An 18186-nucleotide genomic window follows, 5' to 3' on the forward strand; every position below is an offset into this window, starting at 1 on the left:
TTAAATAATTTCGCCCATAATTTTAAATCCTTTGGATGCTTTTACACGCGATTTTATAAATGCTTCATCGCGGCAATAAATGGTATTATAACTGCCAAATGAATCCATCAACTGCAGTTCCCGTTTAAAAGGATCATATTGGTATGGCTTAAAACCGATCGACAAAAGTGTTTGGTGGATATCATCTTCATTAAAACCGTAGCGTAAACCACTGCCATTCAGTTCAATAATAATGGCTTTAAGTATCGGCAGCTTTAAGGTGTCAATCATCCCTTTTAACACTTCAGTTTCGAAGCCTTCCACATCAATTTTCAGGAGGGCGGGTTTATCAGCAAAGATCAGGGAATCAATACTGATGACATTTACCGTTTCCACATCGGTTTCTGCGCTTTCGCCGGGGCTGATAATGTGGTTGGTCGTATCTTCGTTTCTGGAGAAGTTTAACAAGCCTGCTGTTGCGCCTGCTGCAGCGTTTATCAAAGTAACTTTATCCTCCAGTTTATTCAGGCTGATGTTTTTGGCAGTTATCGCTGCCGTATTTGCAGAGGCCTCAATGGCAATGGTTTTGGCTTTGCAAACGCCCGAAGCCAATAAAGTATACGAGCCGGCATTGGCGCCAATATCAAAAAAAACATCGCCGGGCTGTAATAAATGCAACAGAAACGCCATGTCATCAAACTCGTGCAGGCCGGTGTAAATATTGCCGGTAATACCTGTTAAACCCTTGCGCGCATAAAAACGGATACCGGCAATAAAAGGCTTTACCATAAACTTAGCCGGTTGTATACTGCTTTGAACCTGCCAGGTTAAAAAGCGGATAAACGTTTTAAGCGGATGCCTTTTACCTAAAGGATGGTTTAATATAAAACCGAATGTTCTTTTAATTTTTCCCACTGATAACGCTGTCAAAAAGTTTGCACTGGTGTATGGTCATTTGCCTTGCCGAATATTTATTTACAACTTCGGGATGATATGGAGGCGGTTCAACGTGGCCGCTGATTAAAGATAGCAGGAATAGGTTGATATTGGCATCGCTAACGGTATCATAGTCATAAACCGATTTAACACCGTACTCCTTCATAATATTTACAGCCGAACTTGCCTTGTTAAAGATAGCCAGTAAAGGCTTTTTGGTAAGCAGATACGGATAAATTTTTGAGGCCGTGTATTTAGGGTCGTCCGAGCCTGGAATAAACAAGCCATCGGCCTGTTGCAGGGTGATCAGTGTATGATAGTAGCTTATCCTGTCTGTAATTTCAATTACATTGTCTGCAACGCCCAGTTGCCGGGCAAGTGGTAAAATGCTTGGCTTGCCCTGTCCGTTGGGGGCATAACTTGTACCTATAAAATATAACTGTAATAATTTTAAAGCTTCGTTGCCTTTATCCAATTCTGATCTGATGGCTTTAAACAGCGGAATAATTGCGCGATGCATATCGACACCGCCGCGACCGATGTATACGACATTGGTGTATTTGGAGTCGAGCAGATTGGGGAAGGCATTCCTGTTCTGTTCTGCTATCTGTATATCTGGCTCAAACGCCCCGAAAGTTATGGTTGCTGACGGAATGGCCTTAATTACCGGGTAGCGTTTTTTCAGGTCGCTGATATAATCATCAGACACGCTGATCAGGCCGTCCACATGCTTCATCGCTACAGGCTCCAGGTATTTGTTCAGGCGATAGGAGAACCAGTATTTGGGTGGCCTTTGAGCTTTGGGTTTATCCTCATAATAATCGGAAAACCAGGGGTCCTGCATGTCAATGACGTAGGGGATACCATAGCGTTTTTTAAAATAAGCGCCCAAAATGCAAACCGGGAATTGGGTAGTCGAAAAATAGATCAGGTCGTAGGCTTGTGTTTTTAAAAGTTCCTTTATTTTTTGCCTGTAAAACCATAACGACCGCAAAGCAATGCTGCCCAGCCCTAGTTTGGATGTCAGGTTTTTTTTCAGCGCTTTAACTTTATGGATGCCGACCTCCGTTGGGATACTTTGTAAAAGCAATTCATCCGCGGGCAGGTCGCTGTGCCGATCATCCACGGTGATGACTTCGGCTTCCCAGCCGCTGGCTTCAAAATAGGGCAGGCTCATACGTACCCGCTGCATATCCGCTGCATTTACAGGGGGGAAGTATGGGGAGACGATGAGGAGGCGTTTTTTCAATATGCTAGCTGTTCCGGATCTGGTGGATAAATATCCGGCTTTCGGTCTCCCAGTTTAATGCCGTTTGCCCTAAGCGGTAATTCTCCAGCCTCGTGTGGTATAACAAAGCCGGGTTTTCCGCATAATGCTTTAGCAGCCCCGTTAAGGCAGCTGCGTCGTTTTTGTCGTATATGTGACCTGATGCCGGGTGTTGCTGCATAAAAAGCTGCTGACCCTGGGTGTCGCTCGCCAGGATGGCCAGTCCGGATTGCAGGTAGGTGAATATTTTATTGGTAAGACAAATGTCCCGGTTCAGCGTTGAACCGGTTTCACTGGCCATTCCGATATCGAACTGAGCGGCGAAGGTAAAAAGTTCATCGGCAGCGACGGGCTCATGAAAGTGCAACTGGTTGTCACCGAGGCCCTGTTCCCCGGCGAAGATGAGCAGCAAATTCCGGTCAGCTGGAGCGCAGTTCCCCAATAAATGTAACTCAACAAAGTCTCCGGTTTGACTGATGGCTTTAATGATAAGTTCAATGCCCCGGTCTCCGCCGATGGTTTGCGAAAACCAAAATAGTTTAAGCGGCCCGCCGTTCTTATAATTTTCCCGGATAGCAAGTTTTGTTTTCGGGAATACATTATTGATAACGACTGGCTTCAGGTAGGGATACAAACGCAAATAATTACGGGCGATGAGCGGACTAGCCGCGCTGAAATAGACTGTCTGCGGGAAGTATTTTTCTTCAATATATTTATTGAGCAGATACAGGTTATCCTTCATGGAACTAAACTGCCCGGAGTGCATATCTTCTGCATCATATCCAGCTTTTGCTTGCCAGTATGTTGCCGCCCGGATGGCAGCCGGCAAGGCGCCCAGGTTATGTGCTATATAAATAGCAGACCTGGTTTTTTTTGCTTCGGCAAGTGCTTCCGCGTGTGTACGGCTGATCGCGTTTTCGGCTATCCAAGTTTTCTTTTTGTATTTAAAAAGCAAGGTGCAAAGTTTCTGACGAAGCCGGGTTTTAAAATAAAGCCATTTTTGCTCCACAGGGTCACCGCCGCAGCAAATGTACATGCCCGGTTCGCGTGCAGTTATTTCCCCGTCGAATTTTTGTGCCCAGGCCTGGTAAAAACAATAGATGACTTTTACCTGGTAGCCAAGTCCGCGCAAGGTTTCAGCTTCCTTAACCAGCCTGGGGTTAGTTGTTGGCTGGCCTGTCGTAATTAAGGTGATATGTGTCAATGCCTGGCTGTAATTTCGCGGTAAAGCTGTTGATACTGCCCGGCCAATACACCTGAACTGAACCTTTCTTCGGCAACAGCCCTGCAATTCCGCCGGTCTATTTCGCCCGAACATTCAACCGCCGCAATCATTTCTTCCAGGGTTTCGCATACAAAACCGTTGATGCCATCGGTAATGACTTCCGGTATCGCCCCACGGTTGAAACCGATAACCGGCGTGCCGCAGGCCAGCGCTTCGGCCATGACGATGCCAAAAGGTTCATCCCAGGTCACCGGCATCAGCATCGCCCCTGCGTTCCGGAGCAAATCGTTTTTCTGGGCATTATTGACAGGGCCGATATACCGGATCTGTTGCTGGTCAATAAAGGGGGCCACCTGTTCCTCAAAATACAGCCGGTGATGCGGCTCTGCAGGGATATTACCCGCGATAATTAATTGCCGCCCCGTTTTTAAGGCAACCTGAATGGCAATATCCGTTCCTTTTTCCTGTTGTATCCTGCCCAGAAATACAAGCGGTGCATCCGGGGGAACCTGGCCGTTAAAAGCATAGTCTTTCATCCCGACCCCATTGTAGATGGTCGTCACGTGGGCGATGCCCTCAAGCTGCCGGGCAATATGATTACTGCAGGCGGTAAAATAAAGCGAGTTTTTCCGGGCTATCTGATTTGCCTTTTTGACCTGTGCAATCGTCGGCGGGAGCTGGTAGGATACCACTTTGGGCAGCCCGAACAGCATCAGTAAAGCAATATTGCTCATCCGGCCGAAAGTGTGCACCAGGTCGAACCGCTGAAGCGCAATTCCAGCTGTCAGGCTGTTGACCCGGATGAAATCTTTTATACCATAGGCCGCAGACTCCCGGTAGCCGACGAGCCGGCAATTGGGCCTGGAATCTTCGTGGGCATAGAGGGTAATGGCATGGCCTTTTTTTGTCAGTTCCTGTATCAGCATATAGACGATACGCTCTATCCCGCCATATTGCTCCGGGGGAACAGGAATAAGTGGATTAACGATGATGGCAATTTTCAATGCGATTATTTTGGTTTTGATTCCCGGTACCGCATCCTGGTTTTCTGCAAAAGAAAATCATAGGTGCCTGCCTGGGAGCTGAGGTAATTTTTAATATAGGATAACCGGTGCCCATTTCTTAACAGCCATTTGCCGGTTCGTAACCAGTCGGAGAAAGTCAGTAGCCGGTTTAGTTTTTTATCACGGATAATAAGCGTATTCGCCAAAAAAAAGTTAGCTACCGGGCTTGGTTTTAGCCGGCGGTGGAACTTTAAGCTTTCCTGAAATGCCGCCGTTCTGTCACCGGCGGCTTCGATAAAACTGGCCAGCAGCATGACCTGCGTCGCTATCCAGGTATACGGGTCATTTGTCCGGTTGGTCTCAAGAGTAACTGCGAAATTTGCCAGCGGCTGGTGACAAAGGCATAGGGGGTGTTCGAATGACCGTTCCCGTACCAGTTCTACGGCGTTTAGCAGCACATTTTCCGGTACAATATAAGCTGCGGCACCGGCCCCCCGGTACAGCAGGCCGCTGTTGGAATGAAGCGCCGCCATGGCCTGCTTTTCTGAGGGCCATAAAATCAGGCTGGTTTGATCTCCGGCGGGCCAGATCGTCTGCTTAAGATCTTCCCAGCGGTTACCGCTCTTTTCCCGCCACAGGCGCATATTGCTCCAGGCGACATTTATACCAGATTCTTTGTCCAGTAAAGCAATCATTACGGATAAAAACGCCGGTTCCCACCAGTTGTCATCTTCCAGTATGCTGGCGTAAGATTCCCGGCAGCCTGCAAACGCGAGGTTAAAGCTTCGGACAGCGCCCATATTGACCGCGTGGTCGTGCACCATGAACCTGTCGTCTTGCAGGGACCTGATATACTCCGCGGGGAACCGGTCGGCCGGGTCGTCATTGTGCAGCTCGCAAACCCAGTCTGTAAAAGTCTGGTTGCGCAGACTGCTTACCGCACGGGGCAGCAAATGATTTCTTTTATAAGTGAAAAGATATATCCTGCAGGCAGCCATCAGGAAAATTTTTGCTGAAGTAGTTTTTTGATTTTTTTTGCATTTTTCCAGCCCAGCAGCGCAGCCAGCACCCAGGTAACGCCGCCCGCGGGAAAAAGGATGTCCGAACCGCCGAGCTCTTTTATCCGCTGCTCCGCCCGGTTGATGAGTTCCGGGTAATCCGGGTAAAAAGCAAAAGTGAAGCGCCGGAAACAGTCGGCCGCTATTTGTTTGACTTCCGGGGCACCGGAGTAGCGCAGGAGGTGGCTTGTGCCCAGGTCAATAGACCGGAAAGCAGAGCAGGCTGCTTTGGCCGAATTTCCGGATGACAAGGAGCCGGATACGCCGCTGCGGTAATACAATATGGCCGTCCCGGCATACTTCAGTTTATTTGCGCTGAGCAGTACGCGGATAAAGAATTCGAAATCATTGATCAGGGAAAGCTCCTCATTCCACAGCCCGGCTTTGTCCAGCAAGGACCTGGGAATAAGCCACAGGGCACATTGCAGCATGACTTCCCGGCCGGCCATCGATGCCGTCAGCCAGGCGAAAGGTTGCATATTCCCCCGGACAGTCCCGGTATCCGGTTTAAACGTTGACAGGTCGTCCTGATAAAACCTGCCCCAGCAGGCATAGGCAATATCGCTGTCGGCATTGTGCAGAACTGCCACTTGCGCATGCAGGAAATCCGGCGAGAGCAGGTCATCGGCATCCATGAACTTGATCAGCTGGCCGCCTGAAAGACGGAATGCCCGGTTTGCCGCTGCGCATTGTCCCCGGTTTTCCTGGTGATAAACCTTTACCCGCGGATCTGAAATACCCTCCAGGACCTTTGCCGTTTGATCCGTGGAGCCGTCGTTGACAATAATGAGCTCCCAGTTGGAGTAGGACTGGCCGAGGACCGAGCCGACCGATTGCAGGATGTAGTCCCCGGCATTATAAGCGGGCATGCAGATAGAGATTAAGCGCTCGTTCACGGCATAAACCTCCTCCAGGCCAGGTTATAATAACCTTTTTTCGAAAGGTCGACGTAATGATGTAAAATGCCGGAACCATGGATGATTTCCGGGGTTCCGGGGTTAACGATATAACGGTCCGCAGGTAAGATGACTGCGGGGCCGGCACTGACCAGCATCGCGGACAGCGCCTGCTCCAGGTAATACGTTTTTCCTTCTTTTTCTTCCAGTATGCTGACCCAGGTCTCCAGCTTGTCCCAATTGACCTGTGCGCTGTTCAGGCCAATGATCCCTACATTCAGCAATGGGGGTATCCTGGCGCCGGTCAATTGTTCCATAAGCTCCTGCGAATAACCATAGGACTCTTTACAGTCCTGCATGTGTATGGGTATACCGGGATTTTTCAGCCAGCCGATCATGGCTGCAGGTTCGTCCAGGAACAGCATATCAGAATCGATCACCAGTTTCCAGCTTCCGCCGGGCAGCGTATGGATATCGGTGAGCTTCTTGATATGCGGGTACTCCGCCCGCTTATTTCTCAGGGCGGGATAACGGCTCTCCGGCAGGTATTGTTCCAGGTTTTGTTCGACGCTATCCCTGGAAATGACCGTTACGCCCGGAAGCTGCCTGTTGATCAGGTGGATGAAAGGGGCGTCAAAACTTCCGTCATCGACTAAGATAAAATGGAAATGCTCGGTGCTGTTGCTGGATAATGACCGGATACAAAACAAAGTCTGGTAAAGGTACTTTTTGCCGGTGAGAAAGTAAACCGGCAAACCATCCGCTACCGAATGGACGGGAGGTAACAACATCGCTGCTTTTTCCATTAGACTTCGGTTGTACATCATTCGCCTGTAGCTGAAGTACCCACCGAATTTTGCCAATCGTTTTAATGCGGACAGGGGATGGCGGTAGAGGGTGTCAATAACGGATTGAATCAAGCGCGTTTTATTTTTTTTGAACTGTTTTTTTGCCGAAGGCTATCGCGGGCATTTCAACCCGGTTAAACATGACCCTGGCCAGGATCGTAATCAGGGTGAAGACCGAAAGGTCATACACCAGGTTATAAAAAGGATTTTGTTGAATAGCTTTCGCTTCGAAGAGTCCTAAAAGGAATACCCCCACGGGTACATGGATTAAATATACCGAATAGGAATACCGCCCCCAGGCTGCAAACCGGTTCCCGGGGATATGGATTTTATTGCTGAGGATGATCAGGCCAAAAGTGAACAAGGCTACCGCGATATATTCAGGTTGCGGGCCAAACTTGCTCCATAATCCGAAGAGGCTGATCAGGGTTAACCCGATGGCCTGGGACCAGGACAATAAATTTGCAGAACCGGTCAAATAATAAATGCTGATGCCCATCCCGAATGCGGGCCAGTGATCTAAAAAAAACAGCAGCCCGGTATGCTGTTCGGGCAGTACGGCTGATAATAGGGAAATACCGGCCAGGAAATAAATCATCCTTTTTTTATCAAAGGGGATAATCAGGGAAACGACAAGATAAAAAAGCAGCTCGCAGCTTAAGGACCAGTAGACCCAGTTGATCGTCGGGATGGGAGAAAGCGGCGCTGTTGTCAGCGTGATCGCGGCTACAACCCCGGCCAGGTTTCTGGGCAGGAAATGAACAGCGTTTGCACCGATATAAAGCTTTTGAAAAAAAGCAGCCGCCAATACAACGGCCAGGCTGACCCAGTAAGCCGGGTAAATGCGGAAAAATCTCCTGCAAAGGAAATCCCGGGTATTACCGGCGTTTTGAGCGGACAGGATGATACAATAACCGCTGACGACGAAAAAAACGGGAACACCGAGGGAGCCGTGCCTGACGGTGTTCCGGTACCAGTTGTCCTGCGTTGCTATCGCCTGGTTCAGGTGAAACAGGGCTACACCTAAAGCGGCAAAAAACCTGAGCATGTCTATCGCCTGGTTATGTCTGGGCATTTTTTTTTATGATAGCTAATCCGTCAAATAACCCGCATGCTCCCCGCCATTTGATATAGGTGGACGGGCTCTGCCAGGCCCTGTAGCTGAACCATGCCTTGATTTTCCGGAAAGGCAGCGTCCAGGGGATTATGCTTTCCCAGGGATTGATCCGGTGTTTCTCCAGTACTTCTATCCAGGACCGGTTGGTATCGTTAAGCAGCCGCGCCAGGTAGGCGGCCTGAACCCGCTGCTGCGGAATGATATGGACCAGGGACAGGGACGGAAAATAACCAACCTGCCAGCCCGATTTTAAGATTTCCAGCACCAGGTCATTGTCCCCCCCGGAGCTGAGCGCGTTACCGGTCCTGTCCTGGATAACATCCCTGCCTGCATGTAGGTTATTGAGGTAGGTGCCCAGCGCGGCTTTTCTGATACCCATCCCGGCACCGATAGGTGCCGAAGCCGGGTAGGTATAGTCCCAGCCGCTGATCAAAGGAGCTGTTCCCAGGTCCCGGAGGGCAAGATTTCCGTAAAATTCACCGATCCAGTGGGGCGGCCGGGCTTCAAAATGTGGCAATGTTCTTCCCCCGATGGCACCCAGGTCGCTGTTTTCCCGGAATATGGCCAGGGTATTGCTGAGGTAGTCCCGGTTAAGAATATTGTCGTCATCCACCATGATAATGATATTGCCCCTGGCCTGGTCAAACCCTTTCAGCCGGGCATGAGCGAGACCTTGTTTTTTTTCCCTGATGATCATGCTTTGCGGATGCCAGCTCAGATCAGCCGTTACGGGCACCGGTGAATTGTTATCCACGATGATCAGCTCCCATTCCCCGGGTGGAAGGCTTTGCTCCCGGAGGCCCGCGATGGTTTGCCGGAGCCGGTCGGGTTCGGGTTTATAGGTCGGGAGAATTACCGAGATAAAATCAGTCATTTCTGAAACGGATTATCCTGGCCGGGACGCCTGCGGCAATAGCGTAAGGGGGTAAGCTTTTCGATACAACGCAGCCGGCAGCGATGACGCAGCCATCTCCGATCGTCACGCCCCCCAGGATCCTGGCGCCCGCGCCGATCCACACATCATTCCCGATTTTTACGGGCAATAAAATATCCTTTTCCGAACGGATCAGGGTCTTCCTGTCCGGAATAGTATGGTTGGCACTGACAATACAGGTATGCATGGCGATCAGCGTATTGTCCCCGATTTCCACCCCGCCATGGCCATAAATGATGACATATTCGCCCAGGAAGGTATTGCTACCTATTTCGATCTTTCCCCCGTAAGCTTTTAAGACCGTTCCCTGGGACAGTTCGCACCGGTCGCCGATGCTGACGCAGCCTTTCTTCCCGTTTGCGAAACCTTTGCTGATAAAGGTATGGGGCCAAAGCGTCGTCTCTTTTTTAATGATGATCCCGAAGTTTCTCAGGACCATTACGCGCAATTGTGACAGGAGCTTTAGCATGTGAATTTTAAAAACTGTTCTGCAAAGGCGGTCAATCCCTTTACCGGGTTGTGTTTATTGTTGAAATCGAGGTACATCAGCACATAGTCCAGACCGCAGATCGTGGCGATCCGGTGATAGCAAGGCTGATAGCTTACGTCATCGGGATAAATCTCCAGGATTTTTGTGCCGGGCCTGCAAAGATAGATATTGCACAGACCAGCCCCGTGGGGGCCGATCACATGGGTGGCATTTTGCATTACCGCGATTGTTTCAGCAGGATCAAGCCGTGAGAAATCAACACTTTCGATTCCCGGGAACCGGGTAATGATCTCATTTTCCCAGGCTAGTTCCCGGGCTTTCAGTCCTTTCCTGCTGATCATGATTATTTTTTGTCCCTGCGGCCCGGAGGCATGTCCTTCGGGAATGTCAAATAGCTTTTTCAAGGTATCCAGGCACCACCGGCCGATCTGCTGGTCGGCGATCAGCCGGTTCGTAAACAGGAGCTGCCGGCATTCATAATGACTGCGGCCATCCATCCAGATGATCTTCGCTGTATCGATCCCGGCCCTCTTTAACCATTTTAGTTTCCAATCTACAGCCGGTCCGTTGAACAGCAGGTGATCGGCCTGCGCCAGCAGGGAGCCGTACAGGCCTGCTTTCACCATGGATTCCAGCAGGAAATGATAAAACCCGCCGTCGGCGCCGATGGTCAGGAAAGAAAGTGTTATGCCGTCAAGGTACGTTTTAACCGGTAAACGAAAGGCATTTACATAGGGAGACAACCGGATATTGTCCAGCCATTCCCGTGCAGATTCATCAATAAAACTCCTTTTTTCCCCGTCATAGACCAATCCCAGCTGCCCGATAATGCCCGCACCTGCCAGGCTGTAAACATAACGGTCGGGCTCCCTGAAAATGCCTGTGGACAGGTACCTTGGATTTTTGCCTATGTACCGTAAAAGGATTTCCCCATTGAGGCACCTGGGCTCCCGGTAATAGCAGGTAAGACCTCCCGGTTGGGTCAGTAAAATGCCGTTGCTGGTTTCCGGAAGGTCCAGCTGTGTACCCGGTTTTGCGGCATACAATTGCTTAAAAGCGGCAACACGGTAAGGATTGCGGGTCAGGCAGGCGATCAGCCACCTTTTGCTCCAATAAAAAATGTTGCGTATCAAGGCCGGAACTTTTTTTTCAGGTAAACGGAAGATTGGATCAGCGCCGTAAGGGCAGCAGCCGGCAGGCACCTGCTCAAAAGGTAAATGAACGAGATGTTAGCCGTTTTTAAGGCCAGGTTATACCGTTTTTTTAAGGCGATCAGTTCACCAAGATACCGGTACGCCCCGTTGTGCAGCAAACCGTTTTTGGCTCTTTGAAGTTCATCGTTAAAAATATCGTCACTGACCTGGTTGCGGTAAGCGGCCAGGTACCTGTCCAGGAACAGCATCCGGCAATGCCAGCAGCGGGACTGGTCCCGGCTGATGCCCTGTTCATGTCGCAGGGAATAGGCCAGAACTTCACTGACCAGCGCGAACCTTGCCCCGGAAGCCGCCAGGCGGATATGCAGATCCGCGTCTTCCCAGCAGTTGATGTGTTCGCTGAAACCCTGCACTTCCAGGAACGCCGATTTCTTATAGACGGTATTGATAACGCCCAGCGGGTGGCTTATAAAATAAGCCAGCGGAGCGGCTGAGATCCCGCCCTCATCATACCGCCATTGAATAACGGGCTGCCTGCTCACCGCGTCGATCCAGTCTGCGTACCCCAAAACAACATCGGCCGCTGCCATTTTACCGCCGGTCAGTGATAAAAAGGACGGGTTGAATTCGTCATCGATATCGTGAAAGTGAATATAGGGGCAGGAGGCCGCTTCGGCAAGCCGGTTACGGGCATACCCCGGGCCCCGGTTCTCTTTACCGGCGATGACACGGAAGCCCCGGGCTGTTAATAACGCCGCGGTGTCGTCCGTACTGGCATCGTCAAAAAAAATAACTTCATCAAAAGGGGTATGCAATGCCGAAAGGTCTTGTAAGAACCGGTCGACATAACGCGCTGCATTAAAGCAGGGCACGAGCAGGGCGCATGGCAGTTGTTCCGGAACGTTGTTGGGGCTAGGCAGCAGGGGCATGCAAACGGTTTAGTCTTTTTGCCTTGAGCTTTTCAATTGGCTCCATCAGCAAAATATTGATCAACAGGGCCAGCAGGACCACGGTTAGCAGGGAAGTAAACCCCAGGTCGATAACCTTCGGAAACCGTCGGGCAAAAACAAATTTGATTACGAAACTTTGACTGATATAAATCGGGTACGACAGGTTCCCTAAAAAACGGTCTGCGCGGCTTTTCCTGGTGGCTTCAAAGGCAAATGGCATGAACACGGCCACGCTGAGGAATAACAGCGATTGTTTCAGGTAAGTTTCCTGGAAAAACTGGTAATAAAATAATACGACGGCTATCAAAAGCCCGTACAGTCCAAATTGCATCAAAAGACCCGCTTTGTTTTTAACATAGGTGGTGTAAAAGCGGTAAGAGAAGATACCCGCAATAAAAAACATCAGCTGGGTTGGAAAAAACATATAGTTCCAGGGCATACGGTCTGTGTACTGCCAGGCCAGTAAGCACCTCAGCCCCAAACTCGCCAAAAATAACACCAGCAGGATCGGGTATTTGCGTTTACTGAGCCAGGGCGCGAACAGGTAAAAGGCCAGCTCCACACCGACGGTCCAGGCGATGCTGTTGAAACCGAAATTATAAACTGAGGGCCGTGTTTTGTTAAAGTCATTGGTAAAATACAATTGGCCGTTTTGACGGATCCCGAAAAAGAATGTCCAGTCGAGCCCGATGATCAGCAGGTTGGCCAGTACGAGATACAACAGGGTCAGCGGCGCAGGGTGGGCATACCGGGTATAAAAATCGAGCGTGCTCGGGTAATGAAAATAGTAAACGGCGACACTCCAGCCAATCAGCAATATGAGGATGAGCCAGTATGCCGGATAGATCTTCAACGCACGGTTGACGTAAAACTGGTAATTGCCGCCGGGCCGGTCATATTTTTCGGTCAGTACCATGGCAATATAAAAGCCCGAAATAATATAGAAACACTGTACCGCCAGGTTACCGGATACCGGCGAATAGCCCATGATCGTACTGGTATGGCAGAGAACCACAGCACAGGCCAGTAAAAATCTTATAAATCCCATTTGTTTATCCGTAGTATGAAGGTGAATACAATCATTTTTCGGTACCTCCTGCATGGTAAGCTGTTTGATCCGTGGTCACGCCGACCTGGATCCATTCCGGAGGAATGATATCGGCAGGGTATTCTTTACCGATTTTAAAGCCCAGCCAGTACCGCGGGCAATAAATCCTTTTGTGTTCCCCTGGGTTTAAATAGGCCGCCCACCAGGCGAAAGAACTGTTGGCGATGATACAAATATCGGCATTCATCAGGACCTGAAAATCCGTCATCAGGTCGTCCCCTGCGAATACCGCATTGGGGATATCTCCAAAATTCAAACGTACAAATTCGATGTCATCGCTGACAAAGATAACGCGGTATTTGCCGGCGTCGCTGATCAGGTTCAGGCACTGCCGGTAATAATTGACGGGCAGCGTCAGGTCCTTACTGCCAAGATTTTCCTCCCACCAGCTATTCAGGCTTAAATAGTCGCCCCTCCTGATATGTACCGCTATGACCGGTCCCTCTTTGAATAGCCGGGCGTACTTATTTTTAAAGCGCGCGGCATATTGCGTTTTGATCCTGATATAATCCGGAATGGAGGCCCGGATATTTTTAAAAAACAATTCCGACTGGAAATAACCGCGGTAGATACGGCCATCGGGCAATGCATCCGGTCCTTCTTCCGAGTAATTGTCCACAGGTATGCTCTGCAGGCTGGTAAACGGGCTGCCGTACCGCAGCTTGAAATAACATTTTTTGCAAAAGTTCGCGGCCGGGTGATAGCCGTCGAGCTCAAAGTACCCGGCTGCAGTAAATTCCACCATGGCCTCGTTGACAAAGAACGAAGCGTTCAGCTGCCGCGACAGGCCTTTAATAAATGCATATTGAAACAATTGGTTGCCCAGCCGGCAATCGATGGTGATACCTATCATCTGCTTATCTTAGGGTTTGAAACGTTCTTCATTTGGTCCGGGCCTCGGCGCTCAGTTTAAACCCAGCCATTGGTATAGTTTTACGCGTATGCGGTTGATAAATACAATTCTGTTCCAGTCCGGTACCGGCCCATGCGCCTCCGGACTGCAGATCAGCTCATGGTCGTGCAGCCATTTTTCTTTCATTTTCGGATCAGAGGTCTTCGCATCAGCGTGCGAATTCGCCACGGATAAGGGCTCTTTGATCAGACTTCTTTTCCTGCCCCTGACCAAACGTAACCAGAGCTCGTAATCCAGCGCGCAATGCAGCTCCTCCCAGATGGGCTGGTGGATATCGGCAGCCCAGAAACACGAGGGTTGCGGAAGCCCCGGGAGCCGGTTAAAATAGTCTGAAAAAGGGAGTACTTTGGCCAGTTTTTTAAATTGCTGCGATGCGGAGTCCAGGTCTAAGGTATAGCCATAGACAAACTGGGCCCCGGTTGCCCGGAAACGCCGGATGACTTTGGTAAAGGTCCCTTTCAAATAATAATCATCACTGTTGATCCAGGCATGGTAATCGCCGGAGGCCAGGCTAAATCCCAGGTTGATGGCGTTGCCCTGCCCCCCGTCTTTTTCGCTTTGCCAGTAACTCAGCCAGGGTGCATATTTTTTAATGATACCGGCAGACGCATCAGTGCTGCCGCCGTCTATCACAATATATTCGAGGTTAGGATAATTTTGTAACAGGACGGCCCGGATGGTTTGTTCAAGGAAACCGACCTGGTTGTAGGACGGCGTCACAATGGTCAGTTTGGGCCAGTGTAATTCCTTACTGTATTGTGCGGGGCTGACCTCTTCTGTCCAGGGCCAGCCTGATTTGCCCAGTCCCGGTTCGGGTAAGTGCGGCAGTAACCCTTCCGGGCGGTATCCTGCAGCCGGCAGCGGGTAAGCGATACCTTTTTGTATAAATTCAGCCCGGTAAACAACGAGGTCCGGCAGTTTAATTTTCAATGGATTGTATGTTGTTTGTGGTGAGGGAAATCATGGCTCAACAGTGATATAAGGCCGCCAGGTTTCAGGCTCATGCTTTTCAAAAGCATGACAGCCGAAGGGGAGTACAAAATGGAGCTTTTTCAGTGATTCCAGCGGGGATACCTCTACCGAAAAATGCAGGGCGACCTCGTCGGCGGGTAGCCTGAAAAGCGGATACAACAGGTTTCCCCAGTATTTAAAAAAGCCATCCTCGTTATTGGTCCCCCAGCGCTTCACTTTCCCCGGCAGCATCCGGAGCAGCCAGTAGCAGGACCTGGTCTTTCTGAGTGAAAAGCCGCCGTTACCGACATTACTGATCCGGTGGTTCGTGTGGAAGAGCCTGTTCAGGCGACCGAGTATCCGGGAATAGCCCTGCAGGAAACGGATCTCCTCCGGTGCGTTTTCGTGGGGCAGATGCGGGGCCCCGATAAAGTCATAGTTTTGCCGGCACCAGTAGGCCAGTTCGTCCTTAAACACGAAAGCATCGAGCTGGTGGATCAGCAGGAAGGGGTAACCGATAAATGTTTTATAAAAAAAGGGGGAAAGCATAAGTTGATTATAACCGGCAATCCCGGCAAAGAACCGGTCGCCGAAACGGACCTGTTTAAAGGGTACCTGGTAACGGGTACATATCTGGTTATAGGCTGCCATATTTAAACTTTCCGGCGCAACAAAAATGATGGGGTGTGCTTTCAGGATGCTGAGGCACTGCCTTAAAGAGCGCATTTCGTTCCCATCGGGCTCCGGTTTGTAGACTGGTATGATAATGGCGGCCGGCTTATTTCCCATCTCGTTTAAACATCATCCGCAGAACCCGTGTAACTGCCGCTGAAAAGCGCCGCCTGAAGTACTGCCCGTCGGAATTGATCAGGATATGAAACCGCTCGTACCGTTCTGCTGCGTTGTGGACATGGATGGTTTTCGGATGCGTGATGGCGGCAATAACATGCTGCTTCATGCCCGCCTGTGCCGAGCCCGCATCATAGGTATGTGTCGCCTGGGGACCAAAACCGATATTCGAAACCATATTTTTCCATGGTGTTATACAAAGGCCACCGTTCTTCCACATCCAGTACATCCACTGGTAATCCCATGCATCAAGCCCGTTGATAATATGTTCCAGGTTATGGATCCAGAGCTTACGCTCCCGCCAGTGTGAAAAAGTTTGCCTGATGACCGCAGCCCTTGTCGTTTCACTTTCCCCGTCAAGTTTGAAGTTGTAATGTGCCCAGGCCCTTCTCCAGGTGGCCCATCCCCAGGCATGAGGGTATCTGGAGAAATAATAGGTATCGGAATTCAGCGTCTTTACCTGGTAACTTGTGCCGCATATCATCATGATGCGCGGGTCGGTCCGGTACTGCTCCAGCAGGGTCCCGCAAAATCCGAAAAAACTGGCGTTGGGAATGCAGTCATCCTCTAAAATGATCCCTTCTTCTACCTGTTCAAAAAACCAGCTGATGGCGTTTGCCGGCGCTGCGCCGCAGCCCAGGTTTTCAGTCCTGAATAAAGTCTTTACCTCGCAATCCCAGTCGATTGTTGAAACAACCTTTCTCGTTTCCGCGCAAAGCAGGACGTCACCGGCTTTATCCGCCCGCGGGCCGTCAGCAGCGATAAACAAATATTTCGGCTGCTGCTTGCGGATTTCCTCAAATACCCGCTGGGTGGTGTCCGGGCGGTTAAAGATGAGCAGGAGTACAGGCGTAGTTTTCAATGGGCTTTCTGCTAAAATGAAGGGGCTTATTTTAAAAACTCGTTAATGCATAAGTAGTTGGTTGTCAGGAATGTTTCCTCGCTTTCCGCATAGTTGGCGAGGTATTGCAGCCCGAAGGGGGTAACCCGGTATATTTTAAATGCATGATTTTTAAAAAAATACCAGAAGTCCCTGAAAAAAGTACGGGTGTCTAAATTACAGCCGCCAAATTCAAACTGGATCACCCGGGTTTGGCGAATAGCAGCGCCAAAGCCCGCCAGTACGGACAGTTCATGTCCTTCCACGTCTATTTTCACCAGGTCAATGTCCCTGGACATGAGCTGAACGGTCCAGTAATCTTCAAATCGTATGGTTTGCACCGGTTCGGATAAATCAAAGGGAATATTGAAATGGCTGAGGTCTCTTTTGCTCAAACTGCTTAAGCCGGAGCCCGGGATGTCGTAATAAAGCCTTGCATCGCCTTGATGATCAGACAAGGCCACCCGATTCAGGATGATGTTGCCGTCTTTCTCAAAACGATTCCGCAGCTTTTCCTGGTTGAGTGCCGAAGGTTCGAAAAGATGTATCTCCGTCCCCGGGAAAAGTGACCTGAGTTGCGCAGTGTATTCGCCGATATTGGCACCGACATCGATCGCCAGGCCCGGACTGGCCAGGAAATTCCGGAGCAGCCGGGTTTCCTGCATTATACTTACCGCGCCGTAACCCTTCCCCAGGCCGGCGGCAATGATTTTTTCAAGCTTGGTTAAAAAATAATACAGGTAGAAATGTCGGATTTTATGCATAACAAAAGCAGGCTAGCCGGGGCGAAACATGGATCGGAGCTTCAGCACCAGGTAAGCCCCCAGGCAATAAATGCGTCCCGGAAAGCTCAGGGGAGAGGAGGGGGACAACGCTGCCCGCTTCAGGTATAACCTCGCCCCGGCAAACACAGCGCTGTAGATCCTGCCGCCAAAGTACCTCATCAGCAGCGCTCCGCGGTCCATGTGAAAAAGATGATCCTCGGTATGCGAACTTTGACCGCCGACATGGAAATTGGCCATGATCAAATCGGCATACACGAAGGCTGACCTGGCATAACAGCGGAGATTGTAGTCAAAATCAGCGTTAGTGACGTATTTTAAACTGAAATAACCTACCGCTTTTACCAGTGTCTTTTTGTAGAAAATGGCCTGGTGGCAGATATTCCTGTCGATGAATTTCGGCATCGTGTACTCTCCGTCAAAAACAACATTGTCCAGGTTCCATTTATTCCGGCCACGCATGACCACGTTGCCGTATATCACGTCTGCATGCCCTTCACGAATCCTGGCGGCGACAGCAGCCAGCACCCCGTTATGATACAGGGTATCGTCACTGCCTAAAAAATACAGCCAGTCGCCCCCGGCTTCATCGATGCCCTTGTTCATTGCGTCATAAATTCCCCGGTCCGGTTCGGACCGGTAATGAATGAAGGGATATCGTTGCCGGTAACCGGCGATAATCTCCAGCGTGTCATCAGTAGAAACACCGTCTATCAGGTATATTTCAAAGCGGCCATAATCCTGGCTGACGATACTGTCCAGGCAGCGGTTGAGTGTCCGCCCGGAATTATAGGTCGGGATAATGATCGAAAAAAAGATATCGCCGGCCAAATGTAGTTTTAAAT

Annotated in this window: 19 protein-coding genes; all 19 read right to left on the reverse strand. The window is 50.2% G+C overall.

All coding sequences use genetic code 11. The features are described 5' to 3' along the window. On the reverse strand, window positions 1–894 hold the full coding sequence (locus tag AC1RM2_RS21180; RefSeq protein WP_492987150.1) for an FkbM family methyltransferase: 894 nt from the start codon (window positions 892–894) through the stop codon (window positions 1–3). Then, complete coding sequence (locus AC1RM2_RS21185; RefSeq protein WP_492987151.1) at window positions 881–2164, reverse strand: glycosyltransferase; 1284 nt, start codon at window positions 2162–2164, stop codon at window positions 881–883. Before AC1RM2_RS21185 ends, AC1RM2_RS21180 begins: the two co-directional genes overlap by 14 nt. A 4-nt stretch (window positions 2165–2168) precedes the next feature. After that, window positions 2169–3386 carry a glycosyltransferase family protein gene (locus AC1RM2_RS21190; protein WP_492987152.1) on the reverse strand — a complete coding sequence of 406 codons (1218 nt, stop codon included), beginning with the start codon at window positions 3384–3386 and terminating at the stop codon, window positions 2169–2171. Continuing rightward, window positions 3383–4411, reverse strand: a complete 1029-nt coding sequence (locus tag AC1RM2_RS21195; RefSeq protein WP_492987153.1) for a glycosyltransferase family 4 protein — start codon at window positions 4409–4411, stop codon at window positions 3383–3385. The genes AC1RM2_RS21190 and AC1RM2_RS21195 overlap by 4 nt, the downstream gene beginning before the upstream one ends. 5 nt (window positions 4412–4416) lie before the next feature. After that, window positions 4417–5409, reverse strand: coding sequence for a glycosyltransferase family 2 protein (locus AC1RM2_RS21200; protein WP_492987154.1), 993 nt, complete (start codon window positions 5407–5409; stop codon window positions 4417–4419). Further along, window positions 5409–6338 (reverse strand): glycosyltransferase family 2 protein, encoded by a 930-nt coding sequence (locus AC1RM2_RS21205; protein ID WP_492987155.1) that lies wholly within the window; start codon window positions 6336–6338, stop codon window positions 5409–5411. The genes AC1RM2_RS21200 and AC1RM2_RS21205 overlap by 1 nt, the downstream gene beginning before the upstream one ends. A gap of 23 nt (window positions 6339–6361) precedes the next feature. Beyond that, window positions 6362–7171, reverse strand: coding sequence for a glycosyltransferase family 2 protein (locus AC1RM2_RS21210; RefSeq protein WP_492987156.1), 810 nt, complete (start codon window positions 7169–7171; stop codon window positions 6362–6364). A gap of 121 nt (window positions 7172–7292) precedes the next feature. Further along, window positions 7293–8288: an acyltransferase family protein gene (locus AC1RM2_RS21215; protein ID WP_492987157.1), complete on the reverse strand. Its 996-nt coding sequence runs from the start codon at window positions 8286–8288 to the stop codon at window positions 7293–7295. Beyond that, entirely contained in the window at window positions 8275–9204 is a 930-nt protein-coding gene (locus AC1RM2_RS21220) for a glycosyltransferase (RefSeq protein ID WP_492987158.1), read from the reverse strand. The genes AC1RM2_RS21215 and AC1RM2_RS21220 overlap by 14 nt, the downstream gene beginning before the upstream one ends. Further along, window positions 9197–9733: an acyltransferase gene (locus tag AC1RM2_RS21225; RefSeq protein ID WP_492987159.1), complete on the reverse strand. Its 537-nt coding sequence runs from the start codon at window positions 9731–9733 to the stop codon at window positions 9197–9199. Before AC1RM2_RS21225 ends, AC1RM2_RS21220 begins: the two co-directional genes overlap by 8 nt. Continuing rightward, window positions 9727–10887, reverse strand: a complete 1161-nt coding sequence (locus AC1RM2_RS21230) for a glycosyltransferase family 61 protein (protein ID WP_492987160.1) — start codon at window positions 10885–10887, stop codon at window positions 9727–9729. Before AC1RM2_RS21230 ends, AC1RM2_RS21225 begins: the two co-directional genes overlap by 7 nt. Further along, window positions 10884–11837, reverse strand: a complete 954-nt coding sequence (locus AC1RM2_RS21235) for a glycosyltransferase family 2 protein (protein ID WP_492987161.1) — start codon at window positions 11835–11837, stop codon at window positions 10884–10886. The genes AC1RM2_RS21230 and AC1RM2_RS21235 overlap by 4 nt, the downstream gene beginning before the upstream one ends. Further along, window positions 11821–12906 carry an acyltransferase family protein gene (locus tag AC1RM2_RS21240; RefSeq protein WP_492987162.1) on the reverse strand — a complete coding sequence of 362 codons (1086 nt, stop codon included), beginning with the start codon at window positions 12904–12906 and terminating at the stop codon, window positions 11821–11823. The genes AC1RM2_RS21235 and AC1RM2_RS21240 overlap by 17 nt, the downstream gene beginning before the upstream one ends. Before the next feature lie 31 nt (window positions 12907–12937). Next, complete coding sequence (locus AC1RM2_RS21245; RefSeq protein WP_492987163.1) at window positions 12938–13819, reverse strand: alpha-1,2-fucosyltransferase; 882 nt, start codon at window positions 13817–13819, stop codon at window positions 12938–12940. 51 nt (window positions 13820–13870) lie between these two features. Continuing rightward, window positions 13871–14809, reverse strand: coding sequence for a glycosyltransferase family 2 protein (locus tag AC1RM2_RS21250; protein WP_492987164.1), 939 nt, complete (start codon window positions 14807–14809; stop codon window positions 13871–13873). Between the two features lie 30 nt (window positions 14810–14839). Continuing rightward, window positions 14840–15619, reverse strand: a complete 780-nt coding sequence (locus AC1RM2_RS21255; protein ID WP_492987166.1) for a DUF5672 family protein — start codon at window positions 15617–15619, stop codon at window positions 14840–14842. After that, window positions 15609–16541, reverse strand: a complete 933-nt coding sequence (locus AC1RM2_RS21260) for a nucleotide-diphospho-sugar transferase (RefSeq protein WP_492987167.1) — start codon at window positions 16539–16541, stop codon at window positions 15609–15611. The genes AC1RM2_RS21255 and AC1RM2_RS21260 overlap by 11 nt, the downstream gene beginning before the upstream one ends. 26 nt (window positions 16542–16567) lie before the next feature. Next, on the reverse strand, window positions 16568–17323 hold the full coding sequence (locus tag AC1RM2_RS21265) for an FkbM family methyltransferase (protein WP_492987168.1): 756 nt from the start codon (window positions 17321–17323) through the stop codon (window positions 16568–16570). A 12-nt stretch (window positions 17324–17335) separates the two neighbouring features. Then, the gene (locus AC1RM2_RS21270) at window positions 17336–18172 is read right to left on the reverse strand and encodes a glycosyltransferase family 2 protein (protein ID WP_492987169.1); all 837 of its coding nucleotides are present in this window, start codon (window positions 18170–18172) and stop codon (window positions 17336–17338) included. Window positions 18173–18186: the final 14 nt, after the last annotated feature.

It is taken from the genome of Mucilaginibacter sp. GW822-FHT03E02 (genome assembly GCF_058801545.1).

What these genes read in the sequence shown, in the direction of transcription:
- AC1RM2_RS21225 (WP_492987159.1), bottom strand. Translation starts at nt 9,733, where the DNA reads ATGCTAAAGCTCCTGTCACAATTGCGCGTAATGGTCCTGAGAAACTTC.
- AC1RM2_RS21240 (WP_492987162.1), bottom strand. Translation starts at nt 12,906, where the DNA reads ATGGGATTTATAAGATTTTTACTGGCCTGTGCTGTGGTTCTCTGCCAT.
- AC1RM2_RS21220 (WP_492987158.1), bottom strand. Translation starts at nt 9,204, where the DNA reads ATGACTGATTTTATCTCGGTAATTCTCCCGACCTATAAACCCGAACCC.
- AC1RM2_RS21245 (WP_492987163.1), bottom strand. Translation starts at nt 13,819, where the DNA reads ATGATAGGTATCACCATCGATTGCCGGCTGGGCAACCAATTGTTTCAA.
- AC1RM2_RS21255 (WP_492987166.1), bottom strand. Translation starts at nt 15,619, where the DNA reads ATGGGAAATAAGCCGGCCGCCATTATCATACCAGTCTACAAACCGGAG.
- AC1RM2_RS21235 (WP_492987161.1), bottom strand. Translation starts at nt 11,837, where the DNA reads ATGCCCCTGCTGCCTAGCCCCAACAACGTTCCGGAACAACTGCCATGC.
- AC1RM2_RS21265 (WP_492987168.1), bottom strand. Translation starts at nt 17,323, where the DNA reads ATGCATAAAATCCGACATTTCTACCTGTATTATTTTTTAACCAAGCTT.
- AC1RM2_RS21205 (WP_492987155.1), bottom strand. Translation starts at nt 6,338, where the DNA reads ATGCCCGCTTATAATGCCGGGGACTACATCCTGCAATCGGTCGGCTCG.
- AC1RM2_RS21215 (WP_492987157.1), bottom strand. Translation starts at nt 8,288, where the DNA reads ATGCCCAGACATAACCAGGCGATAGACATGCTCAGGTTTTTTGCCGCT.
- AC1RM2_RS21200 (WP_492987154.1), bottom strand. Translation starts at nt 5,409, where the DNA reads ATGGCTGCCTGCAGGATATATCTTTTCACTTATAAAAGAAATCATTTG.
- AC1RM2_RS21210 (WP_492987156.1), bottom strand. Translation starts at nt 7,171, where the DNA reads ATGGAAAAAGCAGCGATGTTGTTACCTCCCGTCCATTCGGTAGCGGAT.